Origin of the sequence: Curtobacterium sp. MCLR17_007 (assembly GCF_003234655.2) — a bacterium.
Taxonomy (GTDB): Bacteria; Actinomycetota; Actinomycetes; order Actinomycetales; family Microbacteriaceae; genus Curtobacterium.
Genome location: NZ_CP126271.1, coordinates 1,407,137 through 1,434,136 on the forward strand (window position 1 = coordinate 1,407,137; position 27,000 = coordinate 1,434,136).

General features: G+C 72.0%; 21 protein-coding genes. 15 read left to right on the top strand and 6 right to left on the bottom strand.

Annotated features, from left to right (window positions below; genetic code table 11):
- Nucleotides 1–6 precede the first annotated feature (6 nt).
- The gene (locus tag DEJ13_RS06705) at nt 7–369 is read right to left on the bottom strand and encodes an RNA-binding S4 domain-containing protein (protein ID WP_056125506.1); all 363 of its coding nucleotides are present in this window, start codon (nt 367–369) and stop codon (nt 7–9) included.
- A gap of 34 nt (nt 370–403) precedes the next feature.
- Here DEJ13_RS06705 and DEJ13_RS06710 point away from each other — a divergent pair, with 34 nt between their 5' ends.
- The gene (locus tag DEJ13_RS06710) at nt 404–661 is read left to right on the top strand and encodes a hypothetical protein (protein WP_056125504.1); all 258 of its coding nucleotides are present in this window, start codon (nt 404–406) and stop codon (nt 659–661) included.
- A gap of 211 nt (nt 662–872) precedes the next feature.
- Nucleotides 873–2,066, top strand: a complete 1,194-nt coding sequence (locus tag DEJ13_RS06715; protein WP_111106750.1) for a hypothetical protein — start codon at nt 873–875, stop codon at nt 2,064–2,066.
- On the opposite strand, the gene DEJ13_RS06720 is transcribed toward DEJ13_RS06715, so the two are convergent.
- Nucleotides 2,063–3,583 carry a S1C family serine protease gene (locus tag DEJ13_RS06720; protein ID WP_258374074.1) on the bottom strand — a complete coding sequence of 507 codons (1,521 nt, stop codon included), beginning with the start codon at nt 3,581–3,583 and terminating at the stop codon, nt 2,063–2,065. The genes DEJ13_RS06715 and DEJ13_RS06720 overlap by 4 nt on opposite strands.
- Before the next feature lie 157 nt (nt 3,584–3,740).
- On the opposite strand from DEJ13_RS06720, the gene DEJ13_RS06725 reads away from it, so the two are divergent.
- From DEJ13_RS06725 to DEJ13_RS06755, 7 genes are all read left to right on the top strand, one after another.
- Nucleotides 3,741–4,775 carry an iron chelate uptake ABC transporter family permease subunit gene (locus DEJ13_RS06725; RefSeq protein WP_111106751.1) on the top strand — a complete coding sequence of 345 codons (1,035 nt, stop codon included), beginning with the start codon at nt 3,741–3,743 and terminating at the stop codon, nt 4,773–4,775.
- Nucleotides 4,772–5,764, top strand: coding sequence for a FecCD family ABC transporter permease (locus DEJ13_RS06730; RefSeq protein WP_111106752.1), 993 nt, complete (start codon nt 4,772–4,774; stop codon nt 5,762–5,764). Before DEJ13_RS06725 ends, DEJ13_RS06730 begins: the two co-directional genes overlap by 4 nt.
- A gap of 257 nt (nt 5,765–6,021) precedes the next feature.
- Nucleotides 6,022–8,463 (top strand): glycosyltransferase family 2 protein, encoded by a 2,442-nt coding sequence (locus DEJ13_RS06735; protein WP_111106753.1) that lies wholly within the window; start codon nt 6,022–6,024, stop codon nt 8,461–8,463.
- A gap of 2 nt (nt 8,464–8,465) precedes the next feature.
- Nucleotides 8,466–10,049 (top strand): chitinase, encoded by a 1,584-nt coding sequence (locus DEJ13_RS06740; protein WP_181437015.1) that lies wholly within the window; start codon nt 8,466–8,468, stop codon nt 10,047–10,049.
- A gap of 174 nt (nt 10,050–10,223) precedes the next feature.
- The gene (locus DEJ13_RS06745) at nt 10,224–10,703 is read left to right on the top strand and encodes an FHA domain-containing protein (RefSeq protein ID WP_056125493.1); all 480 of its coding nucleotides are present in this window, start codon (nt 10,224–10,226) and stop codon (nt 10,701–10,703) included.
- Complete coding sequence (ftsR, locus tag DEJ13_RS06750; protein WP_056125492.1) at nt 10,703–11,407, top strand: transcriptional regulator FtsR; 705 nt, start codon at nt 10,703–10,705, stop codon at nt 11,405–11,407. The genes DEJ13_RS06745 and ftsR overlap by 1 nt, the downstream gene beginning before the upstream one ends.
- 217 nt (nt 11,408–11,624) lie before the next feature.
- Nucleotides 11,625–12,149, top strand: a complete 525-nt coding sequence (locus DEJ13_RS06755) for a MerR family transcriptional regulator (protein WP_414835831.1) — start codon at nt 11,625–11,627, stop codon at nt 12,147–12,149.
- A gap of 652 nt (nt 12,150–12,801) precedes the next feature.
- On the opposite strand, the gene DEJ13_RS06760 is transcribed toward DEJ13_RS06755, so the two are convergent.
- Complete coding sequence (locus tag DEJ13_RS06760) at nt 12,802–13,614, bottom strand: ParA family protein (RefSeq protein WP_056125490.1); 813 nt, start codon at nt 13,612–13,614, stop codon at nt 12,802–12,804.
- A gap of 60 nt (nt 13,615–13,674) precedes the next feature.
- Here DEJ13_RS06760 and DEJ13_RS06765 point away from each other — a divergent pair, with 60 nt between their 5' ends.
- The 3 genes from DEJ13_RS06765 to DEJ13_RS06775 all read left to right on the top strand — a co-directional run bounded on the left by DEJ13_RS06765 (nt 13,675) and on the right by DEJ13_RS06775 (nt 17,876).
- Nucleotides 13,675–17,085, top strand: coding sequence for a pyruvate carboxylase (locus DEJ13_RS06765; protein WP_111106754.1), 3,411 nt, complete (start codon nt 13,675–13,677; stop codon nt 17,083–17,085).
- Nucleotide 17,086: 1 nt separating this feature from the next.
- The gene (locus tag DEJ13_RS06770; RefSeq protein WP_056125485.1) at nt 17,087–17,590 is read left to right on the top strand and encodes a peptide deformylase; all 504 of its coding nucleotides are present in this window, start codon (nt 17,087–17,089) and stop codon (nt 17,588–17,590) included.
- A gap of 151 nt (nt 17,591–17,741) precedes the next feature.
- Nucleotides 17,742–17,876 (top strand): hypothetical protein, encoded by a 135-nt coding sequence (locus DEJ13_RS06775; protein ID WP_258374075.1) that lies wholly within the window; start codon nt 17,742–17,744, stop codon nt 17,874–17,876.
- Nucleotides 17,877–17,988: 112 nt separating this feature from the next.
- Here the strand turns inward: DEJ13_RS06775 and DEJ13_RS06780 are convergent, their stop codons facing one another.
- A complete protein-coding gene (locus tag DEJ13_RS06780; RefSeq protein WP_111106755.1) occupies nt 17,989–19,854 on the bottom strand; it encodes an AMP-dependent synthetase/ligase in 1,866 nt (621 codons plus the stop codon).
- 122 nt (nt 19,855–19,976) lie between these two features.
- Here DEJ13_RS06780 and DEJ13_RS06785 point away from each other — a divergent pair, with 122 nt between their 5' ends.
- The 3 genes from DEJ13_RS06785 to DEJ13_RS06795 all read left to right on the top strand — a co-directional run bounded on the left by DEJ13_RS06785 (nt 19,977) and on the right by DEJ13_RS06795 (nt 23,139).
- The gene (locus DEJ13_RS06785; protein ID WP_056125482.1) at nt 19,977–20,930 is read left to right on the top strand and encodes an ROK family glucokinase; all 954 of its coding nucleotides are present in this window, start codon (nt 19,977–19,979) and stop codon (nt 20,928–20,930) included.
- Between the two features lie 36 nt (nt 20,931–20,966).
- A complete protein-coding gene (locus DEJ13_RS06790) occupies nt 20,967–21,692 on the top strand; it encodes a lysophospholipid acyltransferase family protein (protein ID WP_056125480.1) in 726 nt (241 codons plus the stop codon).
- A 61-nt stretch (nt 21,693–21,753) separates the two neighbouring features.
- Nucleotides 21,754–23,139: a class II 3-deoxy-7-phosphoheptulonate synthase gene (locus tag DEJ13_RS06795; protein ID WP_111106756.1), complete on the top strand. Its 1,386-nt coding sequence runs from the start codon at nt 21,754–21,756 to the stop codon at nt 23,137–23,139.
- Between the two features lie 470 nt (nt 23,140–23,609).
- Here DEJ13_RS06795 and pknB read toward each other — a convergent pair whose 3' ends face one another.
- Nucleotides 23,610–25,631 (bottom strand): Stk1 family PASTA domain-containing Ser/Thr kinase, encoded by a 2,022-nt coding sequence (gene pknB, locus DEJ13_RS06800; protein WP_056125477.1) that lies wholly within the window; start codon nt 25,629–25,631, stop codon nt 23,610–23,612.
- 127 nt (nt 25,632–25,758) lie between these two features.
- Entirely contained in the window at nt 25,759–27,000 is a 1,242-nt protein-coding gene (locus DEJ13_RS06805) for a LysM peptidoglycan-binding domain-containing protein (protein ID WP_258374076.1), read from the bottom strand.

Consider the following 27,000-nt stretch of genomic DNA (forward strand, 5'->3'; position numbering starts at 1 on the left):
TCGGGGTCAGTACCCGCGGAGCTTCTCGAGGTCGCGGCGCTCCCGCTTGCTCGGGCGTCCGGCACCGCGGTCGCGCATCGGCACGAAGCCCGCTTCCTCCTTCGGCAGGCGTGCGGGCGTGCGGTCGTCGAGGTGCTTCGCCGCCTCGGTCGCACCGACGCGCTTGAGGATCAGGCTCTTCACGACGACGATCCGGTCGAAGCCGGCCTGGCGCACGCGGACCTCGTCCCCGGGGCCGACCGGCTGCGAGGGCTTGGCGCGCTCACCGTTGACCTTGACGTGCCCGGCCTTGCACGCGGTCGTGGCGGCGGACCGGGTCTTCGTGATCCGGACCGCCCAGATCCATGCGTCCACCCGGGCCTTGTCCATGCCCCCACCCTAGGCGCGCCGTACGCTCGGGTGCATGGGGGCGGACGCACAGGGGGAGATCGCACGAGCACTCGCGCTCCGGGTGCTCGGCGAGGTGGCCATCGGCGACCGCGTCGTCGTCCGGGCGCTGCACGGTGACGGTGCGTCGGACGCCCTCGGGGAGCTCGTCGCGCGGACGCCGGACACCGTCACGATCGACACCCGCCGGGGCCTCGTGGCGATCGACCTGGCGGACGTCGTCGCCGCCAAGCGCGTCCCGCCGCCGCCCACACCGCGCTCCCGCCTGCGCTGAGGCTCGTGGGCGCACCGTGCGGGGTCAGCACGGTGCGAGGTTGTTCGTCGGTGCGAGGTCGACGGCGTGGTGCGGCGTCAGTTCCTCGCACGGGCCGGCCAACCCCGCACCGGCCGCGAGGCGAGCACGGCGCACAGCGCCCCGTGGTGAACACGCCCGACCCCGGCGAGCCGTGCCCAACCGGTCCGCCGCCGGGTCGTAGCCTCGGGCCATGGCAGTCCCCGTCCCGCTCGGCACCGAGGACCGCACCGCACGCCTGGTCCTCCGGCGTCCCGACTCCTGGCAGCGTGCGGACGTCGCCCAGGCCGACCTGCGCGTCACCGGTGAGGACGTCGTCCTGACCGTGCGCTCCCGACCGAGTGACCGCACGATCGGGGACGAGAACGCCTCGCTGCTCGACCGGCTGCCGGGCTCCGTCGACGGCCTGCTGCTGGTCGGGTGCGACGTCTGGACCGGCGTCGGCGCCCCCGCACGCCTGGTCGAGTACGTCCGTCCGGACGCCGGCGACGAGGACCGCGACGACGCCCACGGCGACATCGTCGGCGCGCACCTGGTGTTCGTGACCGGACGCCACCGCGTCGACGTCACGGTCGAGCGCCCACTGGCCCGGCTCCGCGCCACGGACGACCTGGTGTTCGCCGTCCTCGAGTCCGTCCGCGCCACCGACACGGTCACGGCCCGGGACAGCCGCGACCTCGAGTCGCTCCCCGTCCCGCCCGTCCCCGCTCCGGTCCTCGGTCCGCAGCTGGGCGACGAGGCCCTCGGGACCCTGCAGAGCATGGCCGGCAAGCGCTGGACCCCGACGCTCCTGCGCACCACGGGCGGCCGCGAACTCGTCGAGGCCGGCCTCGTCGGCCGGTTCGGCACGCTCCCCGCCACGACGCAGACGCTCATCGCCCCGTGGAGCGGCGACGCAGCGCCGACCACCCTGGAACAGCACCTGCCCGACGGGCGCGTGTCGCGCCTCCAGGCCTGGGCGGGGACCGTCGTCGACGCGCCGGACGACCGTGGCTCGGTCGTCGCGCGGCTGTCGGCCGAGCGGGTGGTGCAGACGGCGGCCGGGAGGCTCGGTGTCGGTCCGGTGTGGACCTTCCCGTTCCGGACGGGGTCGTTGCGAGCCGACCTGCTCGGTCGGCGCCTGGCCGGCGGCGACGACGCTCCCGACCTGCCCGCGGAACTGGCCGAGGCCGACCCGCGACTGGCGCGGTTCTGGGCGGCCCCGTGGACCGTGTCCTTCCTGCGCCGACCCGGTGCGTCGCGTCCCGTCACCGTCGTGCGTGCAGCGGGTCACGGTTTCGCGAGGGTCGGACGCACGGACGCCGGCGAGACCGCGTTCTCCGCGGAGTCGCCGGCGAACGTGTACCGGTCGCTCGTGCGTGCCTTCCTGTCGGCCGACCCTGCCTAGAGTGCCGGGCCCGCCGTCAGCGTCACCGTGACGGTGCTCGCCGCGCCGGCGCTGTTCGTGTAGCCGACGGTGACCTGGTCGCCGACCGACTTCGACTGGATGACCTGCGTCAGCTGGTCGGAGCTCGTCACCGCGGTGCCGTCGATCGAGGTGATCGTGTCACCGGCGGCGAGCCCCGCGGTCGCGGCACCGGAACCCGCGACGGTGCCGGCCACCGCGACGCCACCGGTGGTGGCGGTGCCGCTGACCTGCACGCCGAGGAACGCCGGCAGGCCGATCGTGATCGTGCCCGACGCGTCACCGGCCAGGATCTTCTCGGCGATGGACTTCGCCGTGGCGATCGGGATCGCGTACCCGGTGACCTCGGCGGAACCCGACGAGGCAGCGGTCGCCATGCCGACGACCTCGCCCTCGGAGTCCAGCACCGGGCCGCCCGAGTCGCCCGAGACGATGTCCGCCGCGACCTCGATGAGCCCGGAGAGCGACTCGGTCCCCGTGCCGGACTCGCTCTGCACCTGGATGGCCTGGTCCGTCGCCGTGACGGTGCCCTCGGCGGCGACCAGGTTGCCCGTGCCCTCGGCGTTCCCGACGTCGGTGACGGCGTCGCCGGTCTTCGCGCCGCCGTCGTCGTCGAGCGAGACCGTCGACAGGCCGGAAGCGTCCTTGAGCTTGAGCACGGCGACGTCGTTCGTGGCATCGGCCCCGACCACCTCGGCGTCGTACTGCTTGCCGGTGGTCTCGTCGGTGACGCTGATGCTCGTCGCGCCCTGGATGACGTGGTTGTTGGTCAGGATCGTGCCGTCCGAGGTCAGCACCATGCCGGTGCCGGCGGCCTGGGACGCGGCGTCGTACCCGATCACCGTGTTGATCGTGACGACGCCCTTCTTCTGCGCCGCAGTCGCCGCGGTCGCGGGGGACTGGGTGCTCGACCCGTCGCTGCTCCCGCTGCCACTGCCGTTGCCGCTTCCCTCGCCCGGCACGGTGAAGCCGTTCGTGCCGCTGCCGTCCGAACCCGTGCCGCCGCCCGTGCCCGGCAGGGTCGTCGTGCCCTGCGACTGGCTCGACGTCGTCTGCGTGCCGTGCGAGGACAGGCCGAAGGCGGTGCCTCCGGCGGCGCCGAGGATCGCCAGGGCGGCGACACCGGATCCGATCATGAGACCGAGGCGACGCTTCTTCGTGCCGGGGCGGGTGCCGAAGGCGCCGCTCCAGCCCTGCGGGGCCGCGGCGCCGTGGCCGGACCCGGCGTGGTCGCCGTGCTGGGCCGCGTGGGCCCACGTGTGGGTGCCGGCCAGCGCGGGGCTGCCAATGAGGTACGGGCCGCGGCCGTCGGCGGCGTAGGCGTAGGGACCGGAACCGTCGGGAGCGTAGAGGTACGGGCCCGATCCGTCGAAGGCGTAGGCGGGACGGAGCGTCGACGCGTCGGCGTGCGGAGCCTCCCACGCGGAGCGGCGTGCGGTGTCCTGGGCGTCGATCGGCGTGGTGCCCGGTTCGGCGTCGGGGTTCGGGGTCTCGTTCATCGGTGCTCTCCGGTCGCTCTCGACGTCCCGGTCGGGCGTCGTGGGTACGAGTACAGGCCCGGAACCCATGACGCACCTATGAACGAGCCCTGCGTGCGCTCACGACTCCCTCGGCGGTCACCGAACGGGAGTCCACGTTAGGGTTGCCTCACCCCTCATGCGTTCCCCGTCGCCCGCGCCACCGGCGCCCAGCTCCGTGCCACGACTCGTCGGCGCGACCGTCCTCGCGGTCGTGGTCCTCGCCGTCGCGGTGGCGTTGAGCGTCGCCTTCGGGTCGCGGCCGATCCCGCTCGGCACGGTGTTCGACGCCGTACTGCACCCGGGCCGGAACGACGAGGTCGGGCTGATCGTGATCGGCAACCGGGTGCCCAGGACCGTCGTGGGCCTGCTCGCCGGGGCCGCGCTCGGCGTCGCCGGCGCGGTCATGCAGGGCGTGACGCGGAACCCGCTCGCCGACCCGAGCATCCTCGGGATCAACTCCGGTGCCGCCCTGGCCGTCGTCACGGGCATCGCGGTCTTCGGGATCAGCGGGACCGCCGCCTACCTGCCCTTCGCGTTCGCCGGCGCGGCCCTGGCGGCCCTCCTGGTCTACGGCATCGCCGCGGTCGCGCGCCGCGGTCTGACGCCGGTCGGACTCGCCCTCTCCGGCGCGGTCGTCGCGGCGGCGCTCGGTTCGGTGACGACCGCGGTGCTCGTGACCAGTCAGAGCCTGCTCGACCAGCTGCGGTTCTGGCAGGTCGGCGCGCTCGCCGGCAAGGACCTCGGCACGGCGGGCGTCGTCACCGTGCCCGTGCTCGTCGGGCTCGTCCTCGCCGTCGCGCTCGGGCGGTCGCTCAACACCCTGGCGCTCGGCGACGAGCTCGCGGCGTCCCTCGGGCAGCGGGTCGTGCTCGTCCGGGCGCTCGGGGGCCTCGTCACGGTCCTGCTCGCCGGGTCCGCCGTCGCGGCAGCCGGTCCCGTCGCGTTCATCGGGCTCGCCGTGCCGCACGCCGTCCGACGACTGAGCGGTCCGGACCACCGCTGGACGATCCTGCTGTCGGCGGTCGTCGCTCCGGCGTTCCTGCTCGTCGCCGACGTCGTCGGTCGCGTCGTGGCGTACCCGGGGGAGCTGCAGGTCGGCATCGTCACCGCGCTGATCGGCGCTCCCGTGTTCATCGCGCTGGTCCGTTCGAAGGCGGTGCGTGGCCTGTGAGCAGGCGCGTGGTCGGTGTCCGGCGAGAGCTCGTCGTCCTGGGATCGGTGCTCGTGGTGCTCGTCGCACTGGTGCTCGTGGGCCTGGGCGTCGGCGAGATCCCCCTCGCACCCGGACAGGTCGTCGCGGCGCTCGTCGGGCACGGCGACACGGTGTCGGACTTCGTGATCGGGCAGCTCCGCGGACCCAGGACCCTGGCGGCGCTCCTGGTCGGGGCGAGCCTCGGCGTCGCGGGGGCCATCGTGCAGAGCATCGTCCGGAACCCGATCGCGAGCCCCGACGTCATCGGCATCACCTCGGGTGCGAGCGCAGCCGGGCTCACCGCCATCGTGCTGTTCGGTGCGTCCGGCGTCAGCCTGTTCGCGACCGTCGTCGTCGGGGCGCTCGTCGTCTCGGTGGTGATCGCGGGGCTGGCCTGGGGTCGGGGGATCACCGGCAACCGGGTGGTCCTGGTCGGCATCGGCGTCGCGGCGATGTGCCTGAGCGTCACCGGGTGGCTGCTGACGAGCGGCTCCGTGCAACAGGCGGGCACGGCGCTGCTCTGGCTCTCCGGCAGTCTCAACGCGGTCGACCGCGGGATCGTCGGCGTGCTCGGGATCGCGTTCGTCGTGCTCGTGGTCGCCGCGCTCGTGCAGTCGCCGCGCCTGACGGTCCTGACCCTCGGGGACGAGGTGGCCTCGTCGCTCGGACTGCGTCCCGACCGCGCGAAGGTCCTGCTCCTCCTGACCGCGGTGTGCCTGACCGCCGGAGCCGTCGCGACCGCCGGCCCGGTGTCGTTCGTCGCGCTGATGGCAGCACCGATCGCCCGACGACTGGTGGGCGGGGGACGCGTCGCGCTGGCACCCGCCGCCGGGGTCGGCGCGACCATCGTCCTGGCGAGCGACCTGGTCGCGCAGTTCGCGATCCCCGGCACCGCGCTGCCGGTCGGTGTCGTGACGGGCGTCGTCGGCGCGCCCTACCTGCTCTGGCTGCTCGCCCGCGGGCGCTGAGCGGCGACGCCCCACCGGTCCCACCGCGGCCGCGAGCCGTCGCGCCGGACCCGCACCGGGCCTCCTGACCGACCCGTCCGGACGCGCAACCCGCACGCACCCCGCAGTGGTGTTGCGGGATGCCGCACAGCAGGGCCGGAACCCCCCGTCCGGGTGTCCACGTCCCCCGTCGTGTCCCCCTACCGTCGGACACGAACCGGACACCCGACAGCGCGCGAACCCGATCGCGGGCTGGTCCGGACGACAGAAGGACACCCATGCCCGAAGAGTTCGACGCCGCGCCCGTGCGCCGTCGGCAGTGGGGTTCCGAGCGGCGTACCCACCCGCTCGACACACTGCACGCCCGCCCCTCCGACCGGAAGCTCGTCTCCGGCCGGATCGCCATCATCCTGACCATCGCCTTCTGGCTGGCGTACGTCGTCTACACGGTGATCCGCCAGTTCCTCGACTACGGCACCGAGAGCTTCCGGTTCACCACGGAGGCGCTGTCGTACCTGGTCGTGGTGACCTTCCTGACCTTCTCGGCGCTGATGCACCTGATCGCGCGGCAGGGGGCGCTCGAGCGGTTCGCCACGCACGTGCGGGTGCCGCGCGCCGAACTCGACCGGCACTTCGCCGCGGGCCACGAGTCACCGCTGACCGTCCTGGTGCCGAGCTACGCCGAGGAGCCCGACGTCGTCGCGACCACCCTGTGGTCGGCGGCGCTGCAGGAGTACCCGTCGCTGCGCATCGTCCTGCTCGTGGACGACGCACCGTTCCCGACCGACCCCGAGACCCTCGCCAAGCTGCAGCGCACCCGCGCGGTCGCCGCCGGCATCCAGACGCAGCTCGCCCCGGCGGCCGAGCGCTTCCAGGAGGCGCTCCTGTCCGCCGAGGTCGAGGCGTCCCACACCCCGACCGCGACCGTCGACTCGCTCCGCACGCTCGTCGAGCACCACCGCTGGGCCGACGCCTGGCTGCGGCGTCACGCCCGCGAGCACGACGTCGTCGACCACGTCGACCGGTTCTTCAACGACCAGGTGCTGGTCGGGCTGGCGGACGAGTTCCGCCTGACGTCCGACGCGCTCGACGCGGCGATCACCGATGCGCTGGACGCGGCTGACCCGTCGCGCACCGACACGGCCGACACCGAGCAGCGCCCCGTGCTGACCGGCGTCAGTTCGGCGCGCGTCGTCGAGCTGCAGCGTCGCCTGGCCTGGACCTTCACGGCCGAGATCACGACGTTCGAGCGCAAGCGATTCGCCAACCTCTCCGACGAGGCGAACAAGGCGATGAACCTCAACTCGTACATCGGGCTGCTCGGCGGCGCGTACGCGTTCGACGAGACGGCCTCGGGCACGATCCTCCGCACCGTCACCGACCCGGAGACCGCCGACCTCGTGGTCCCCGCGTCGGACTACGTGCTGACCCTCGACGCCGACTCGGTGCTGCTGCGCGACTACTGCCTGCGCCTGGTCTACTTCCTCGAGCAGCCGGAGAACGCCCGCGTCGCCGTCACGCAGACGCCGTACTCGTCGTTCCGCGGCGCTGCGACGCGCATCGAGCGGCTCGCCGGCGCGACCACGGACATCCAGCACATCCTGCACCAGGGCATGTCCCGGCACGACGCGACCTTCTGGGTCGGCGCCAACGCGGTCATCCGGACCCGTGCGCTCCGCGACATCGAGGAGGTCGAGACCGTCGGCGGCTTCGAGGTGAAGCGCTACGTGCAGGACCGTACGGTCATCGAGGACACCGAGTCGAGCATCGACCTCGGCATGCACGGCTGGACCCTCGTCAACTACCCGGAGCGGCTGTCCTACAGCGCGACCCCGCCCGACTTCGGGTCGCTCATCGTGCAGCGTCGACGGTGGGCCAACGGCGGTCTGCTGATCCTGCCGAAGTACCTGCGTCAGGTCCGCGAGCGTCGAGCCCGGGGCGAGCGGGTCGGCATCATCGAGATGGCACTGCGCGTCAACTACATGGCGTCGATCGCGTGGGGGTCGCTCGGGCTCATCTTCCTGCTGGCGTACCCGTACGACTCGCGGCTGCTCAGCCCGATGGTGCTCCTCGCCGCGCTGCCCTACTTCTGGCTCTACGGCAGCGACCTGAAGTACTGCGGGTACCGGCGGACGGACATCCTGCGGATCTACGGCTTCAACCTCATCCTGATGCCGGTCAACGTCGCCGGCGTGCTCAAGAGCATCCAGCAGGCGCTCACGGCGAAGAAGATCCCGTTCGCCCGCACGCCGAAGGTCCGCGACCGCACGGCCTCGCCCGCGCTGTACGTCCTGGCGCCGTTCGCGATGGTGGCCTTCTCGGTGTTCACGTTCATGCGCGACTCCGACGCCGGCAACTGGGGCAACGCGGTGTTCGCCGCGTTCAACGCCCTGCTCGCGCTGTACGCGATCGTCGCCTACATCGGGCTCTGGAACGCCGTCGTCGACGTGTTCCTCTGGGCGACGTCGTGGATGTACTACGACCCGTCCGCCCGGGCCGCCCGACGCGCATCGCGCCGAGCTGCCCGTGCGTCCCGCCGTGCCGCGAAGCGCGGCCGCACTCCCGAGCTGCAGCCCGTCACCGAGGACTGGCGCGCCGTCCTCTACTTCGGTGACCGCGGTCACGCGATGCCGAACCGCCACCACGCAGACGTCGTCGGCGCGGCGCGGAGCGTCGCGCACCCCACATCGACCACCACGAACGAGAAGACGGCCGCCTGACCATGTCGAGCACGAAACGCCTCTCACCGATCCGCGTCTCCCTGGCCGCCGTCGTGGCCATCGCCCTGGTCGGCGCCGGCTGGGTCGGCTTCGACCGCTGGCAGTCCGCGCAGGCCTCGGAGACCCAGTCGCCCTGGTTCGCCGCCTACACCGACGTGACCGCCACGCCGACGTTCGCCTTCGAGGACGTCAAGAGCCACCGCGGCCGCAACGTCATGCTGTCCTTCGTGGTCGCCGACCACGACGCCGCGTGCAGCCCGAGCTGGGGGTCGTACTACTCCATGCAGGGCGCCTCGGACCAGCTCGACCTCGACCGGCGCATCGCCCGGTTGCAGCAGCAGCAGGGCGAGGTCGGCGTGTCCTTCGGCGGTCTGGCGAACGACGAGCTCGCCACGACCTGCACGGACACCGACGACCTGGTCGACGCCTACGCCAGCGTGGTGCGTCGCTACGACGTCAGCACCGTGGACTACGACGTCGAGGGGGACGACCTGACGAACCACGCTGCGGGTCAGCGGCGTGCGGAGGCCGTCGCCACCCTGCAGCGCGAGCGTCGCGACGCCGGTCACCCGCTGGCGGTCTGGCTCACCCTGCCCGTCGCACCGGCCGGCCTGACGAGCGACGGCACCACCGCGGTCGCCCAGTTCCTGAAGGCCGGGGTCGACCTGGCCGGGGTCAACGCCATGACCATGGACTACGGCGACGCCAAGGGCGCCAGCCAGAGCATGTACGGCGCGTCGGTGCAGGCACTCCAGCAGGTCCACCGGCAGCTCGGCGTGCTCTACACCCGCGCCGGCACCCCGCTGTCCGACGGCACGCTGTGGCACAAGGTCGGCGCGACGCCCATGATCGGGCAGAACGACGTGCAGGACGAGGTCTTCTCGATGGCCGACGCCCGCAAGCTGAACGCCTGGACCCGGCAGCAGGGCCTCGGCCGCATGTCGATGTGGTCCCTGAACCGCGACACGACGTGCGGCTCGAACTACGTCAACCTGTCCACCGTGTCGAACTCGTGCTCGGGCGTCGACCAGCACGGCGTGCTCTTCGCGGACGTCCTCGGCAAGGGCTACTCGGGTCGGGTGCTGGCCGCGGCGTCGGGCGTCACGACGGCGGAGCCCTCCGCCACCGTGCAGCCCACCGACGACCCCTCGACCAGCCCGTACCCGGTCTGGAACGCGGACGCCTCGTACCTCGAGGGCACCAAGACCGTCTGGCACCGCAACGTCTACCAGGCGAAGTGGTGGACGTCGGGCGACCTGCCCGACGACCCGGTGCTCAGCGCGTACGAGACCCCGTGGCAGCTCGTCGGTCCGGTCCTGCCGGGCGAGAAGCCGGTGAAGCCGGTCACGCTGCCCGCGGGGACGTACGACGCCTGGTCCGGCACGACCACGTACGACACGGGTGCTCGCGTGCTGTTCCACGGCACGCCGTACCAGGCGAAGTGGTGGAACACCGGCGACAGTCCACAGGCGTCCACCAGCGACCCGGACGGGTCGCCGTGGGTCCGGCTCAAGGACGCCGAGGTGCGGCGGATCCTGCAGGACGTCCAGGCCGGCGGGGCGGCCCCGGCGGCCGACGCCGACTGACGTCGCCGGTGACGGTCTGGAGGCTCGGCGCGGTCCCGCACCGAGCCTCCGGTCCGCCACCTGGCGGACACCGCGTGTCCGCTCGCCGCGGACAGTCCGTGTCACCCGTCCACGGGGCTCTCGACGGACCTCTGGTTTCCGATACGCTTGGACGCCAAGAGGAGGAGGTCCACGATGCCAGATCCAGTGGTCCCGCAGCCCGAGGGACAGAAGACCCCGGAGCAGCGGCTGGTCGACACGACGCTGACCTTCAGCATGGAACTCGGAGCGGCACTCACGCCCGAGTCCGGTGTCTCGCCCGAAGAACGCGACGCGATCAACGCGCTGCCGTCCGGTTCCGCGCTGCTCGTCGTGCGCCGCGGCCCCAACGTCGGCGCCCGGTTCCTGCTCGACTCCGACGTCACGACGGCCGGCCGGCACCCCGACGCCGACATCTTCCTCGACGACGTCACCGTGTCGCGCAAGCACGCGCAGTTCCTGCGGAGCGGCACGAGCTTCACCGTCAAGGACAACGGCTCGCTCAACGGCACCTACTTCGACGGGGAGCGCATCGACGAAGCGCCGCTCGCCGACGGGGCCGAGGTGCAGGTGGGCAAGTTCCGCCTGACGTTCTACGCGTCCCGCGTCGACCTGGCGCGCCTGGCGAACGCGTAGTGGCTGCGCGCTCGGCCGCGGTGCGGTCGGGTTCGCCTGCTGCGGACCTGCTGACGATCGGGCAGGTCCTGGCTCGGCTCAAGCCGGAGTTCCCGGACCTGTCGAGTTCGAAGCTGCGCTTCCTCGAGGAGCGCGAACTCGTGACGCCGATCCGGACCGCCAGCGGGTACCGCAAGTTCTCGCCCGCCGACCTCGAGCGCCTGCGGGTCGTCCTGGGGCTGCAGCGCGACCACTACCTGCCGCTCAAGGTCATCAAGGAGTACCTCGCCGACCTCGACGCCGGGCGCGAGCCCGTGCTGCCGGGTGGCGGTGACGGACCGAAGCCGTCGATCCTCGGGGGCGAGAAGCGCTACTCCCGCGACGACCTCGTCCGAGCGGCCGGCGCGTCGCCGATGCTGCTGTCGGACGCCGTCTCCGCGTCGCTGCTGCCGGCGTCCGACACCTTCGGCGAGGACGCGGTCGTCGTCCTCAAGGCCCTCGTCGAGCTGCAGCGCACCGGCATCGAGCCGCGCCACCTCCGGACGTTCCGCAGCACCGCCGAGCGCGAGGTCGGCCTCATCGAGTCGGCGCTGATGCCCGTCTCACGCCGTGGGGACGCCACCGCGAAGGCCAAGGCACTCGAGGCCGCGCGCGAGATCGCCGGGCACCTCGAGGTCATCCGTTCCAACCTCATCCGCGCGGCGATCGGGCGGATGGACGCATGAGCGTGCGAGGTGCGAGGCCTGTCGTTCCGTCGGTGCGTGGGCGTATCCTCGACACGCCGGACGCGCCGAGTCGGATGTCCCGCGCGGGAGCCGTCGGAGTCGCTACCGTTGACCTCGGCACAACTCTCAACCCGTCGTTGAAGCTTCGGGTGAGGGCTCGATCGTCCTGGAAGGCAGTCCAATGAGTGGGAACGAAACCCCCGGTACCCCGTCAGACATGACGCGGTACGACCTCGGTCTGCTCTTCACCGACGGCCTGCCCGAGCACGACGAGCAGAACGGCTACCGCGGCACCGTCGCCGCCAAGGCCGCCGGCATCAGCTACCGCCAGCTCGACTACTGGGCCCGGACCGAGCTCGTCGAGCCCACGATCCGCGGGGCCGCCGGTTCCGGGTCGCAGCGGCTGTACGGCTTCCGCGACATCCTCGTGCTCAAGCTCGTGAAGCGCCTGCTCGACACCGGCATCTCGCTCCAGCAGATCCGCACCGCCGTCAACCAGCTCCGCGAGTCCGGCGTCTCCGACCTGGCACAGACCACGCTGATGTCCGACGGTGCATCGGTGTACCTGTGCACCTCGGACGACGAGGTCATCGACCTGGTCTCGCGCGGGCAGGGCGTGTTCGGCATCGCGGTGGGCAAGGTCCTGCGCGAGGTCGAGACCTCGCTCGTCGAGCTCGACGCGACCCCGGCGGCCGACCCCGCCGACGAGCTCGCCGCGCGCCGCGCCACCCGCGCTTCCTGACGCACGCGTCCCGCGTGACCCCTGCGCCCGCGTGACCCCTCCAGGTTCCACAATTCGCGCATCTCAACGCTCGTGACAGTCGACTCGTGCCACCTCGAGGGACGTGAGCGGCGAGTCGTGGAACTCCGGCAGTGTGCGAGGCGGATCGAGGCTGCACCTCAGGGGCACCTCACGCGTCCGACGTCGCGGGACATGCCGTGCGAAGACGCCTGACGTCGCACAGTCCGTCGCTCGGGCGCGGCTCGGGCGGCAGTTCGGGCGACCTCGGTGCCCGCGAACGGTGAGCGCGTGATCGGGATGTGGCGGTCGCCCTCCCTGCAGGACTGACGCTCGACATCTCACGACATGCCGCGCGCAGGACGACCACGTCGCACGGTCCGCCGTGCGGAACACGATCAAGCGGCAGTTTGCGCGACCTCGGCAGACGCGGACGGCCCGAGGGGGTCAGGCGGGAGCGCCGTCGGCGCCGTGTGGGGCTGTGCCGATCTGCCCGGGGTCAGGCGGGAGCGCCGTCGGCGCCGTGTGGGCCTGTGCCGATCTGCCCGGGGTCAGGCGGGAGCGCCGTCGGCGCCGTGTGGGGCTGTGCCGATCTGCCCGGGGTCAGGCGGGAGCGCCGTCGGCGCCGTGTGGGGCTGTGCCGATCTGCCCGGGGTCAGGCGGGAGCGCCGTCGGCGTAGGGGCCGATCTTCCCCGTCCGCATGATCCGCTCGAGCAGCTGGTCGAAGTTGCGCGCCATCTCCTGGGCGGACTCGCCGGGCCACACGTGCAGGGGCTTCGCGGCACCCTGGGCCTGCTGCAGCGACGTGCGCTCCGGCAGCTGCGGTGAGAGCACGAGCGGCCCGAACATGTCGCGGAGTTCCTTGATGCGGAACTGGTGCTCGAGGGACTGCACGCGCGCCCGGTTGACGATGATGCCGAGGGGCTGCAGGCGGGGCGAGAGCCCGCGGCGGATCTCCTCGATCGCGCGGAGCGCCCGGTCGGCAGCGGCCACGGAGAACAGGCCCGGCTCGGTGACGACGGTGACGCGGTCGGATGCGGCCCAGGCGGTACGGGTCAGGGCGTTGAGCGACGGTGCGCAGTCGATGAGCACCAGCTCGTAGTCCTGCTCGACGTTGGCGAGTGCCTCTTCGAGCTTCCAGATGTCGCGGATGGAGGGGTGCGGGCCGTCGAAGTTGATGGCCGAGGGTGAGCCCACCAACACGTCGATCTTGCCCTGCGAACCCTTCGTCCAGCCGGACGGCGCGATGGCCTGGCGGACGATCTTCTCCTTCGGGTTCTCGAGCACGTCCGCCACGTTCAGGTGACCGGCGATGTTGATGTCGAGGCCGGTGGAGACGTCGGACTGCGGGTCGAGGTCGACGACCAGCGTTCGCAGGCCCTTGGCGAACGCGGCCGAGGTCAGACCGAGTGTGACCGTCGTCTTGCCCACACCGCCCTTGAGAGAGCTCACGCTGAGTACATGCACGTTGAGCAACGTTACCGCCAGTAGGGTTGTCCCACCTGACCCAGCGCTGAAAGGGCCCGCGTGTTCCGCAAGATCCTGGTCGCCAACCGTGGCGAGATCGCGATCCGTGCCTTCCGTGCGGCGTTCGAACTCGGTGCCCGCACCGTCGCTGTCTACCCGTACGAGGACCGCAACTCGTTGCACCGCCTCAAGGCGGACGAGGCCTACCTGATCGGGGAGCGCGGGCACCCGGTGCGCGCCTACCTCGACGTGGCGGAGATCATCCGTGTGGCGCGGGAGTCCGGTGCCGACGCGATCTACCCCGGGTACGGCTTCCTCTCCGAGAACCCCGACCTGGCGGCGGCTGCCGAGGCCGCGGGCATCACCTTCATCGGCCCCGGGCAGCACGTGCTCGAGATGGCCGGCAACAAGGTCACGGCCAAGGAGCACGCGATCGCCGCCGGGGTCCCCGTGCTCGCCAGCACGCCGGCCAGCCGCGACGTCGACGAGCTCGTCGCGGGCGCCGAGGCGGTCGGCTTCCCGGTGTTCGCGAAGGCCGTCGCCGGCGGTGGTGGCCGTGGCATGCGGCGTGTCGAGACGGCTGCCGAGCTCCGACCCGCACTCGAAGAGGCCATGCGCGAGGCCGACAGCGCGTTCGGCGACCCGACGATGTTCCTCGAACAGGCCGTCCTGCGCCCGCGGCACATCGAGGTGCAGATCCTCGCCGACGCCTCGGGCACCGACGCCGGCACGATCCACCTGTTCGAGCGGGACTGCTCCGTGCAGCGCCGCAACCAGAAGGTCGTCGAGATCGCCCCCGCGCCGAACCTCGACCCCGCGGTCGCCGCTGCGCTGCACCGCGACGCCGTCGCCTTCGCGCGCTCGATCGGCTACGTGAACGCCGGCACCGTCGAGTTCCTGCTCGACACCGTCGGCGAGCGAGCCGGCCAGCACGTGTTCATCGAGATGAACCCGCGGATCCAGGTCGAGCACACCGTCACCGAAGAGGTGACCGACGTCGACCTGGTCCAGTCGCAGATGCGCATCGCCGCGGGGGAGACCCTGGCCGACCTCGGGCTCGCGCAGGACACCGTCGCCGTGCACGGTGCCGCGCTGCAGACCCGCATCACGACCGAGGACCCGACGCAGGGCTTCCGTCCCGACACCGGTCGCATCACCACCTACCGCAGCCCCGGTGGCGCCGGTGTCCGTCTCGACGGCGGCACGGTCGCCACGGGCGCCCAGATCAGCCCGCACTTCGACTCCATGCTGGCGAAGATGACGTGCCGCGGGCGGGACTTCGCCACCGCGGTCAGCCGGGCCAAGCGTGCCCTCGCCGAGTTCCGCATCCGGGGCGTCAGCACGAACATCCCGTTCCTCCAGGCCGTGCTCGACGACCCGGACTTCGCGCGCGGGGACATCTCGACCGCGTTCATCGAGGAACGCCCGCAGCTGTTCGGCGGGCACGTGTCGAAGGACCGCGGCACGAAGGTCGTGAACTGGCTGGCCGACGTCACCGTCAACCGGCCGAACGGCGTCCGCGGCGCCCAGACCGTGGACCCGGCGCGGAAACTGCCGACCATCGACCTGACCACCCCGCCGCCCGCGGGGCAGCGACAGCGCCTGCAGGAGCTCGGTCCCGCCGGGTGGGCGAAGGCCCTCCGCGACCAGACCCCGCTCGCCGTCACCGAGACGACGATGCGCGACGCCCACCAGTCGCTCCTGGCCACCCGGGTCCGCAGCAAGGACCTGGTCGCCGTCGCCCCGCACGTCGCCCGTCTGACCCCGCAGCTCCTCAGCATCGAGGCCTGGGGCGGTGCGACCTACGACGTCGCCCTCCGGTTCCTCGGCGAGGACCCGTGGGAGCGACTGGACGCACTGCGCCAGGCGATGCCGAACATCCCGATCCAGATGCTGCTGCGCGGCCGCAACACGGTGGGCTACACGCCGTACCCGACCGAGGTCACGGACGCGTTCGTCGCCGAGGCGGCCGCGTCCGGCGTCGACGTCTTCCGCGTCTTCGACGCCCTGAACGACGTCAGTCAGCTCCGACCCGCCCTGGAGGCCGTGCTCGCGACCGACACGGCCGTCGCCGAGGCCGCGCTCTGCTACTCCGGCGACCTGTTGGACCCGGCCGAGGACCTCTACACGCTCGACTACTACCTGCGTCTCGCCGAGCAGATGGTCGAGGCCGGTGCGCACGTCATCGGGATCAAGGACATGGCGGGGCTGCTCCGCGCCGGCGCCGCCGAGCGCCTGGTGACCGCGCTCCGCGAGCGCTTCGACCAGCCGGTCCACGTGCACACGCACGACACGGCCGGCGGGCAGCTCGCCACGCTCCTGTCCGCGGCGCGGGCCGGGGCGGACGCGGTGGACGTCGCAGCCGCGCCGATGGCCGGCACCACCAGCCAGCCGAGCATGTCCGCGCTCGTGGCCGCTCTGGCGCACACCGAGCGGGACACGGGCCTGTCGCTCGCCGCCGTCGGTGACCTCGAGCCCTACTGGGAGGCGGTCCGACGGGCGTACGCCCCGTTCGAGTCCGGTCTCGCCGGGCCGACCGGGCGGGTGTACAAGCACGAGATCCCGGGCGGTCAGCTCTCGAACCTGCGTCAGCAGGCCATCGCGCTCGGCCTCGGCGACCGCTTCGAGCAGGTCGAGGACTGGTACGCCGAGGCGAACCGGATCCTCGGACGCCCGACCAAGGTCACGCCGTCCTCGAAGGTCGTCGGTGACCTGGCCCTGCAGCTCGCGGCGGTCGACGCCGACCCCGTCGACTTCGAGCAGAACCCACACAAGTACGACATCCCCGACTCGGTGATCGGCTTCATGGCCGGGGAGCTCGGCGAACTGCCGGGCGGCTGGCCAGAGCCGTTCCGCTCCAAGGTGCTCGCGGGCCGCGACGTCACCCCGACGATCACGCCCGTGCCCGACGACGAGCGTGCGCACCTGGCCGTCGCGGGGCAGGACCGCCGACAGGCGCTCAACCGCCTGCTCTTCCCCGGTCCGACCGAGGCCTTCCAGCGGGTCCGCGACGAGTACGGCGACCTGTCCGTGGTCCCGACGATCGACTACCTCTACGGTCTGGTGCCGGGCGAGGAGCACGTCGTCGCGCTCGGCAAGGGCGTCGACCTCTTCGTCGGCCTCGAGGCGATCGGCGAAGCTGACGACCGCGGCGTCCGCACCGTGATGGCGACCCTGAACGGGCAGCTCCGTCCGGTGTACGTGCGCGACCGTTCGGTCGAGGTCGAGACGAAGGCCGCCGAGAAGGCGGACCGGACCGACCCGAAGCACTTGGCCGCGCCGTTCTCCGGCGTCGTCACGCTCAAGGTCGCCGTCGGTGACGTCGTCGCAGCCGGGCAGGCCGTGGCGAGCATCGAGGCGATGAAGATGGAAGCGGCCATCACGGCTCCCGTCGCGGGGACCGTCGGCCGACTCGCGATCCCGGTGACCCAGCAGGTGGACGCCGGAGACCTCCTGGTGGTGCTGCAGTAACGTGACCGTCCGTCCCATCCGCCTGTTCGGCGACCCCGTCCTCCGTTCGCCCGCGGACCCGATCGCTCCCGCAGCACTCGGGTCGCCCGGCATCCGCGATCTGGTCCAGGACCTCATCGACACCGTCAAGGAGCCCGGTCGTGCCGGGGTCGCCGCACCCCAGATCGGCGTCGGGCTGCGCGCCTTCTCGTACAACGTCGACGGCGAGGTCGGGTACGTCCTGAACCCCGAGGTGGTCGAGGTGTCCGGGGAACCCGAGCTGATGGACGAGGGCTGCCTGTCCGTGCCCGGCCTGGCGTACCCGACCAGTCGGCACCCGTACGCCAAGGTGCGTGGGGTCGACGTCGACGGCAACCCCGTCGAGGTCGAGGGGACGGGCCTGATGGCCGAGGCCCTGCAGCACGAGGTCGACCACCTCGACGGCACCGTCTACGTCATGACGCTGGCCCCCGACACGCGCCGCGAGGCACTCCGCGACATCCGCGCGCAGGACTGGTTCCACTGATCCGGGGCGCACGTCCCGCTGGCCGGCGGCGTGCGGTTCACCGCACGATCGTGACACCCGGACGCGGGATTGTCGTCATGTCCTGACGAAGCGGTACCGTATCCGGGTCGGACTCCCTGCCGACACGGTCACCCACACCCCAGGACGCACGATGGCCCCTCAGAACGACGAGCTCAGCTCGCACCGCACCCGCACCAACCGCCGGCCCGAGCCGGCCCCCACGACGACCGCTGCGACGGCCGTCCTCGAGCCGATGGACGCACCGGAACAGGCCGCCGCAGTCTGACCCGGGGGACTGGTCCCGGTCTCCTGACAGGAGGCCCGGTGCCGGTCTCGTCGACCGGCACCGGGCCTCCCGACATCCTGCTGACGGTCGTGGCGGGCCGCAGCCCGTCCACTCACCGTCGTCGACGTCCCTGGACCACCGGCGTCGCCGTGGTCTGGACCTTCGAGCCCGCGTAGATGTGCTCGACGTCCGCGGCGAAGTCGCGCATCACGACCGCGCGCTTGATCGTCAACTTGGGCGTCAGGTGGCCCGACGCCTCGGTGAGCTCGGTGTCCAGGATCGTGAACGAGCGCACGGACTCGGCGCGCGAGACGCGGCCGTTCGCCGCGTCGATCGCCTCCTGCACCGCCCGGTGGACGCGGTCGTCGTAGGCGGCTTCGTGCGCGGAGAGCGCCGGCTCGATCCCGCGCGAGGCGCACCAGCCGGGCAGCATGTCCCGGTCGAGCGTGACGAGGGCGGCGACGAACGGCTTGGCCTCGCCGACGACGACGACCTGCCCGACGAGCGGGTGCTCACGGATGCCGTCCTCGAGCGGCGCCGGTGCGACGTTCTTGCCGCTCGCGGTGACGATGAGCTCCTTCGCGCGACCCGTGACGGTGAGGATCCCGTCCCCGTCGAGGCGGCCGAGGTCGCCCGTCCGGAACCAGCCCGCGGCGAAGGCCGCCGCCGTCGCCTCGGGGTTGTTCCAGTAGCGGTCGAAGACGTCCACGCCGCGGATCAGGATCTCCTCGTCGTCGGCGATCCGGACCTCGACGCCGGGCAGCGCGCGCCCGACCGACCCGATGCGGAGCTCACCGGCGCGGTTCACGGTCGCCGGAGCCGTGGTCTCGGTGAGCCCGTAGCCCTCGAGGATCAGCACCCCGATCGACCGGAAGAAGTGCGACAGCCGGGGCGAGAGCGGGGCGGAACCGCTGATCGCGTACTGCACCCGTCCGCCCATGGCGTCGCGCAGCCTGCTGTAGACGAGCCGGTCGAACAACCGGAAGCGCAGGCGCAGGCCGAGCGGGACGCGACCGGTGGCGAGTGCCTCGGAGTGCGCGACCGCGGTGGCCGCCGCGGCGCGGAACACCTTGCCCCGCCCGCCGAGGTCGGCCTTCTGCTCGGCCGAGTTGTAGATCTTCTCGAAGACGCGGGGAACGGCGAGCAGGAACGACGGTCGGAAGGTCGACACCGCACGCATCAGGTCCTTCGTGTCCGGCTCGTGCCCGACGAGCACCCCGGTCGAGATGCTCATCACGGCGATGAACCGCGCGAAGACGTGGGCGAGCGGGATGAACAGCAGGGTCGAGGACCCGTCGGCCACCACCTCGGGCATGGCCGCGGTCGCACCCTCGACGGTTGCGGTGAAGTTGTCGTGGCGCAGGACGCAGCCCTTCGGCCGCCCCATCGTGCCCGAGGTGTAGATGATCGTGGCGTCGTCGTGCCCGTGCACGTCGGCCGTCCGGGCGTCGAGTTCGTCGTCGGTGACGTCCTCGCCGAGCCGGATCAGGTCGTCGAGGCCGCCGCCGTCGATCGTCCAGTGCTGCCCGAGGTGCGGCAGGTCCGCGGCGATCCCGGCCACGCGGCGCGCGTGCTCCTCCTGTTCGACCACGACGGCGACCGACTCGGAGTCGCCGAGGATCCAGCGGACCTGGTCGGGGGAGCTCGTCTCGTACACGGGCACCGACACGAGCCCGGCGGTCCACACCGCGAAGTCGACGAGCGTCCACTCGAGTCGGGTGCGCGACAGGATGGCCACGTGTGCGCCCGGCTCGAGCCCCGCGGCGACGAAGCCCTTCGCGATGCCGCGGACGCGCCGCTCGACCTCGGCGGCACTGATGGTGGTCCACGTGTCGCCGTGCCGTTCCGCCAGGATCGGTCGGTCCGGGGTGGCCCGTGCCCGATCGGCGAGCAGGCGTGCTGCCGAGCCGTGGTCCGGGGCGGCCGGAGCCGCGTCGTGGTGTGACTCGCTGGTGGGTACGGGTCGCTGATCGTTCACGGCAACTCCCTTGTCGACCGGTTCGATGGCGAGGTCGTCTCATGTTGACGCCTCTGTTCCCAGCATAGAGGCGGATGTCGCACGTTCGATGCGCACGCAGCGAACCGGTAGGCTCGGTCTTCGTGCACGCCATCGGAATCGACATCGGGGGCACCAAGATCGCGGGAGCGGTCGTCACGGAACTGGGCGAGATCGTCGCCGAGGACCGCGTCGCCACGAACGCTGCGGACCCGGACGCCATGCTGGACGACGTCGTCGCGATGGTCTCGCGACTCCGCGCCGCGAACGACGTCGGCGCGGTCGGCGTCGCCGCCCCGGGCTTCATCGACGCCTCGCAGTCGATCGTCTACTACACGCCCAACATCCGGTGGCGGAACGAGCCCCTGCGGCAGAAGCTGCAGCAGCGACTCGGCGACCTGCACATCACCGTCGACAACGACGCCAACGCCGCCGGGTGGGCCGAGTTCCGCTTCGGCGCCGGGCGTCTGGTGTCCGACATGACCATGCTGACGATCGGCACCGGGGTCGGCGGCGCGATCGTCACCGAGGACCGCCTGTTCCGCGGCGGCTTCGGCACCGGTGGCGAGATCGGCCACCTGCGCATCGTCCCGAACGGCCTGCCCTGCGGCTGTGGTGCCCGTGGGTGCATCGAGCAGTACGGCTCCGGCCGTGCCCTCCAGCGCATGGCGAACGACGTCGCCGACGCCGGCGGCATCGGCGTCGCACTGGCCCAGGCGCGTGACGACAACGGCGGCCAGCTCGACGGCGCGGTCGTCGGCGAGCTCATCCTGGCCGACGACCCCGGGGCCCTGGCGGCTCTGCGTCGTCTCGGCCGGCACCTCGGCGAGGCCTGCGCGTCCCTGTCGGCCGTGCTCGACCCGCAGCTCTTCGTCTTCGGCGGCGGCGTCGCCAGCGCGGGGGAGCGCCTGCTCGACCCGATCCGTCAGGCGTACCTCAACAACCTCCCGGCCCGCGGGTACCACCCGGAGCCGGACTTCGTGATCGCGGAACTCGTCAACGACGCCGGTGTCGTCGGTGCCGCGGACCTCGCGCGGATCCACGCCCGTACCGCCTGACGCCCGCTGCCCGCCCCACCCACGACGGAGTCGACGATGCTCTACTGGCTGCTGAAGAACTTCCTGCTCGGCCCGCTCATCCTGACGCTGTTCCGGCCGTGGGTGGTCGGTCGTGAGCACGTCCCGACCTCGGGGCCGGTCATCTTCGCGTCGAACCACGTCTCGTTCATCGACTCGGTGATCCTGCCTGCCGTGCTCGACCGTCGCATGTCCTTCCTGGCGAAGAGCGACTACTTCACCGGCCGGGGGCTCAAGGGCTGGGCGACCAAGACCTTCTTCAACGCGATCGGCCAGCTGCCCATCGACCGGTCCGGTGGCAAAGCCTCCGAGGCGTCGCTCCGGACCGGCCTGCAGGTGCTGGCGCGCGGCGAGCAGCTCGGCATCTACCCGGAGGGCACCCGCAGCCCCGACGGCAAGCTCTACCGCGGCCGCACCGGCATCGCCCGGATGATCCTCGAGGGCCGCGTGGTCGTGGTCCCCGTCGCGATGATCGGCACCAGAGAGGTGCAGCAGATCGGCCAGCGCTTCCCGAAGTTCAAGCGCGTCGGGGTCGTGTTCGGCAAGCCGCTCGACTTCTCGCGCTTCCAGGGCTTCGAGACCGACCGCTTCATCCTGCGGAGCGTGACGGACGAGGTCATGCACGAGCTCGCCGGGCTCAGTCGCCAGGAGTACGAGGACGTCTACGCGACGAGCGTCAAGGAGCGGGCCAGCTCCGCACGCGAGCAGGTCATGCGAGAGCGCCGCAGCACCCCTGCACGGTAGGGTGGGACGGTTCCGGCGTCCCGTCGGACCACCGCCAGCGAGAGAACACCGAGGTACCGCCTTGTCCGAGTCGACCGACTTCGTCGCCCTGCAGGAACCGGACGCGATCGACGGTCTCGACTACTGGCGCACCCTCCCCATCAAGCAGCAGCCGACGTGGCCGGACCAGGCAGCGGCCGAAGCCGCTTCCGCCGAGCTCGCCACGCTGCCGCCGCTCGTCTTCGCCGGCGAGGTCGACCAGCTCCGCGACCGGCTCGCCGCCGCGGCCCAGGGCAAGGCCTTCCTGCTGCAGGGCGGTGACTGCGCCGAGACCTTCGCGGGTGCCACCGCCGACTCGATCCGCGACCGCGTCAAGACGATCCTGCAGATGGCGGTCGTGCTGACGTACGGCGCCTCGATGCCCGTCGTCAAGATGGGCCGGATGGCTGGTCAGTTCGCCAAGCCGCGGTCGAGCGACCTCGAGACACGCGGCGACGTCACGCTGCCGGCCTACCGCGGCGACATCGTGAACGGCTACGACTTCACGCCGGAGTCCCGCCAGGCCGACCCGCGCCGCCTGGTGCAGGGCTACCACACGGCCGCGTCGACCCTGAACCTGGTCCGCGCCTTCACGCAGGGCGGGTTCGCCGACCTGCGCCAGGTGCACTCGTGGAACAAGGGCTTCGCGTCGAACCCGGCGAACGCCCGGTACGAGCACCTCGCCCAGGAGATCGACCGCGCGATCCGGTTCATGGGTGCCTGCGGGGCCGACTTCGACCAGCTCAAGCACGTCGAGTTCTTCGCCTCGCACGAGGGCCTGCTCATGGACTACGAGCGTCCGATGACCCGGATCGACTCGCGCTCCGGGCTGGCGTACGACACCTCCGGTCACTTCATCTGGATCGGGGAGCGCACGCGGGACCTCGACGGGGCCCACGTGGACTTCCTGTCGCGGGTCCGCAACCCGATCGGCGTCAAGCTCGGTCCGACCACCACGGTCGCCGACATGGAAGCCCTGATCGAGAAGCTCGACCCGAACCGCGAGCCCGGCCGTCTCACGTTCATCACCCGCATGGGCGCCGGACGCATCCGCGACGAGCTCCCCAAGCTGCTCGAGGCCATCAAGGGCATGGACGCCAACCCGCTCTGGGTGACCGACCCGATGCACGGCAACGGGCTGACGACCCCCACGGGCTACAAGACCCGCCGGTTCGACGACGTCGTGGACGAGGTCCTCGGCTTCTTCGAGGTGCACCGCGAGGCCGGCACCTACCCGGGCGGCATGCACGTCGAGCTCACGGGTGACGACGTCACCGAGTGCCTCGGCGGCTCCGAGCAGATCGACGAGGCCACCCTCGCCACCCGCTACGAGTCGCTGTGCGACCCGCGCCTCAACCACATGCAGTCGCTGGAGCTCGCGTTCCTGGTGGCCGAGGAACTGGGCGCGCACCCGTACCCCGCGCGCTAACAGCGCGAACTGCAGACGGGAGGCCCGGTGCCAGCTGGCACCGGGCCTCCTGTCCGTCGGAGTGTCGCCCCCGCGACCACCCCTTGCACGAGCGCACCGGAAGCGACAACGTGCGCGGCTCTGCGCGTCGCTTCCGCCTGCGCGGTGTCGCTTTCGCGACAGTGCGGCGTCGGCTGCGGACGGGAGGCTCGGTGTGGGCTGGTACCGGGCCTCCTGTCCGTCGGAGTGTCGCGAAAGCGACAACGTGCGCGGTTCTGCGCGTCGCTTCCGTCTGCGCGGTGTCGCTCCCGCGACAGTGCGGCGTCGGCTGCGGACGGGAGGCTCGGTGCGGGCTGGTACCGGGCCTCCTGTCCGTCGGAGTGTCGCGAAAGCGACATCGTGCGCGGTTCTGCGCGTCGCTTCCGCCTGCGCGGTGTCGCTCCCGCGACGGCCCCGCTCTGCCCGTGCCCGAATCCGACCGCCGCAGCGTCCTACTGGTCGTAGGACAGCCGGACCGTGTCGCCCTTGTGCACCGTGGCGTTCGCGCCGGGGTCGGTGCCCGTGACGGGGAGCTTCGACTTCCAGTCGTAGAAGCCGCAGAGGATGTTCGTGCAGTCCGGGTACGTCACCTTGAGCCCGAGGTTCTCGAGGGTCGAGGCGGCCTGGTCGATGGTCTTGCCCTGCACGTCGGGCAGCGTGATCGGCGCGGGACCCTTCGAGACGACCAGGTCGATCGCGGTGCCCTTGACGACCGGGTCGGCCTCGGCCTTCGCGGAGATGACCTGGCCGGAGGGGACGTCCTCGTCGTACTGGTCGGTCTGCGACCCGACGGTCAGCTCGACGCCCTCTAGCGTGCTCTGCGCCTGCGCGGCGGTCTGCCCCGTGACGTCGGGGACCGCGCCGAGCGACACCGTCAGCGTGATGGGTCCGCGTTCGCCGTACTCCTGCACCGTCGTCAGGTCGACGGTGTTGCCGTCGGTGTCGCGCCCGGTCGCCGCGATGACCGTGTCCTTGGCGACGTCGGTCGAGAACTGGTACTGCGGGTCCTGCAGGTCGAAGTCGTCGTCGAGCGCCGCCTGTGCCGTGGTCGCGGACTGGCCGACGATCGTGGGGAGGGCGATCATCTTCGGTCCGTTCGACACCAGGATCTGCACCTGCGTGCCCTTGCGGACCTCGCGCGCCGCGGCGGGGGCGGTCGCGGAGACCTCGCCCTTGGCGACGACGGCGTCGAACCGCGCCCGGGTCTGGTCAGCCGCACGGAGTCCCTCGGCCTCGAGCATCTGGCGGGCTTGCGAGACGGACTTGCCCGCGACCTGGGGGATCCGGACGTTGCCGCCCGGTCCCGGGCCGAACCACCAGCCGATCCCGGCGCCGACGACGATGAGCAGGACGACGACCACGAGGGCGATCCAGCCGCGCTTCGAGCGCCTGGTCGTCTTGTCGGCGAGCCGCTGGCTGGCGGGAGAGAGCGCGCCCGGCGTCTGCCCGGTGCGCCGCGGCCCGGGGGCGTTCCGCCCGCGACCGCTGCCGTTCGGTCCCGTCCCGCCGCCGGTCCCGGCCTGGGGCGGGATGACGGTGGTGGCGTCGGTCGCGTCCGGTCCGGGGGCGCCGGCCGGGAGGATCGCCGTCGCGTTCTCGGGACGCAGCACGGCCGTGCGGTACTGACCGGTCGCCCGCTGCTGGTTGCCGTTGATGTGCTCGAGCATCTCGCGGGCGTCGCGGGGGCGGTCGTCCGGGTCGCGGGCGGTGGACCACGCGACGAGGTCGTCGAGTTCGGACGGCACGCCCGGCACGGCACGGCTCGGCGCGGGCACGGTGTCGTGGGCGTGCTGGTACGCGATCTGCATCGGCTGGTCGCCCTTGTACGGCTGCTCGCCGGTGAGCATCTCGTAGAGCATGATGCCGACGGCATAGACGTCGCTGCGGGAGTCGGCGGCGCCGCGGGTGACGAGTTCGGGGGAGAGGTAGGCGATCGTGCCGAGCAGCGCGGCCCCGGTGGCGGTGTTCTGGGTCGACGCCCGGGCCAACCCGAAGTCGCCGAGCTTGATGCGTCCGTCGTCGGCGAGGAGCACGTTCTCGGGCTTGAGGTCACGGTGCACGATCCCCGCACGGTGCGCCGAGGCCAGGCCGGCGAGCACGGCGCGCAGGATGTCGGTCGTCTGCTCGGGCGTCAGCGCGCGGTGCTCCTGCAGCAGGTCCCGGAGGGTGATGCCCGGGATGTACTCCATGACGATGTACGCGGTGTCGGCCTCGGCGCCCTGGTCGTACACGCCGACGAGGTTCGGGTGGGACAGCCGCGCGGCCGAACGTGCCTCTTGGATGAAGCGCTCACGGAAGGCCGCGTCGTCGGCCAGGTGGCCGTGCATGATCTTGATCGCGACACGTCGCTCGAGGCGGACGTCCGTGGCGAGGTAGACGGTCGCCATGCCCCCGCGCGCGATCCGGGATCGCACACGGTACCGCTGATCGATCATGCGACCGATCATCGGGTCCGTGGCGGCGTTCGTGGTCATCGGCGGCATTCTACGAAGCGTGGGCGGGGACCTCCGCATCGGCGCACCGGTCGTGATGCAATCTCGATCTCGAGGATGAGTCCGGTCCGCGGACGTGCCCCGCTGCCGGCGCCGTCCGCGTCCGGGCTCAGAGCGTCGCCAGCCAGGCGGTCGCGGCCTGCTCCCACTGGGCGTACGCCTTCGGGTACGCCGACATCTGCACGGCCTGCGCCGCGTCGGTCACGCTCTTGGTGGACCAGTCGGAGACGTCGAGCAGACCGCGGGTCGTCCCGGCGTTCGGGTTGGACCGTCCTCCGAAGAAGAGGCGGGCGGCGTAGGTCGGGTCCTGCAGCTGGGCGGCGGTGCCCCATCCCTGACTCGGTCGCTGCTGGAACAGGCCGACCGAGTCGCGGTCGCCGTGCGGCAGGTTCCGCAGACTCGACTCCTGCATCGCCGCGGAGAGCGCGACGACCAGGCCACGCTGCGGGACGCCCAGCGACCGCCCGACGCGCACGATCGTCTCGGCGTTCGCACGCTGCTCGGCCGTGAGCGCCGTGCCCGACGCCGTCGGCGCGGCTCCGGCCGTCGGCAGCACGAGCGTCTTGCCCGCGTAGATCGTGCTCGTGTAGGTCAGGCCGTTGGCCGACAGCAGTGCCGAGACCGACACGCCGTGCGCGGCCGCGATGGTCGCGATCGTCTGGCCGGCCGTGATCGTGACGGACCCGGCCTTCGCGGCGGACGCTGCCGGTGCCGTCCGCGCCGGGGCGGCAGGCGCGGCGGCACGCGGAGCCGCACCGGCCTTCGGCACCGTCAGGGTCTGCCCCGGGAAGATGACGCTGCCGAGGGACAGCGCGTTCGCGCCGAGCAGCGCGCTGGTCGACACACCCACCCGGGCCGCGATGCCCGAGATCGTGTCGCCCTGCTTGACGTGGTAGGTCGACGAGGTCGAGGAGGCCGTGCTCACCGTCGCGACCGCGGGCGCCGACGCGAGGTGCAGCGTCTGGCCGGGGTGGATGATCGTGTTCCAGCCCAGGCCGTTGCGCACCAGGACCTCCTGCGCCGACAGGCCGAAGCGGGCCGCGATGCCCGACACGGTGTCGCCCTGCTGGACGGTGTAGGTGGTCGGGGCGCCCCGGACCGCCGACACGGTCGTCGCGACGGTCTGCGCGGGTCGTGCCACGGCCGGGCTGTACACCGAACGGTGGCCGACGTTGTGGTCCTCGTCGACGTGGCGCTTGGCGTTGCCGTCGTCGTCGTGGCGCGGTTCGGCGTGCGCGACCGGACCGGTCAACCCGGCGGTGACGGCGATCGTCCCGGCCAGGACGATCGGCATGGTGGCGAAGCGGGCGGATCGTTGGCGTCGAGCGTGGTCGTCTGCTGCGGTGTCCAC

Excerpts from the sequence above, each read along its gene's own strand:
- DEJ13_RS06720 (WP_258374074.1), bottom strand. The coding sequence starts at position 3,583 with ATGAACGAGACCCCGAACCCCGACGCCGAACCGGGCACCACGCCGATC.
- DEJ13_RS06755 (WP_414835831.1), top strand. The coding sequence starts at position 11,625 with ATGACGCGGTACGACCTCGGTCTGCTCTTCACCGACGGCCTGCCCGAG.
- DEJ13_RS06725 (WP_111106751.1), top strand. The coding sequence starts at position 3,741 with ATGCGTTCCCCGTCGCCCGCGCCACCGGCGCCCAGCTCCGTGCCACGA.
- DEJ13_RS06705 (WP_056125506.1), bottom strand. The coding sequence starts at position 369 with ATGGACAAGGCCCGGGTGGACGCATGGATCTGGGCGGTCCGGATCACG.
- DEJ13_RS06740 (WP_181437015.1), top strand. The coding sequence starts at position 8,466 with ATGTCGAGCACGAAACGCCTCTCACCGATCCGCGTCTCCCTGGCCGCC.
- DEJ13_RS06790 (WP_056125480.1), top strand. The coding sequence starts at position 20,967 with ATGCTCTACTGGCTGCTGAAGAACTTCCTGCTCGGCCCGCTCATCCTG.
- DEJ13_RS06710 (WP_056125504.1), top strand. The coding sequence starts at position 404 with ATGGGGGCGGACGCACAGGGGGAGATCGCACGAGCACTCGCGCTCCGG.
- DEJ13_RS06735 (WP_111106753.1), top strand. The coding sequence starts at position 6,022 with ATGCCCGAAGAGTTCGACGCCGCGCCCGTGCGCCGTCGGCAGTGGGGT.
- DEJ13_RS06715 (WP_111106750.1), top strand. The coding sequence starts at position 873 with ATGGCAGTCCCCGTCCCGCTCGGCACCGAGGACCGCACCGCACGCCTG.
- DEJ13_RS06745 (WP_056125493.1), top strand. The coding sequence starts at position 10,224 with ATGCCAGATCCAGTGGTCCCGCAGCCCGAGGGACAGAAGACCCCGGAG.
- DEJ13_RS06775 (WP_258374075.1), top strand. The coding sequence starts at position 17,742 with ATGGCCCCTCAGAACGACGAGCTCAGCTCGCACCGCACCCGCACCAAC.
- pknB (WP_056125477.1), bottom strand. The coding sequence starts at position 25,631 with ATGACCACGAACGCCGCCACGGACCCGATGATCGGTCGCATGATCGAT.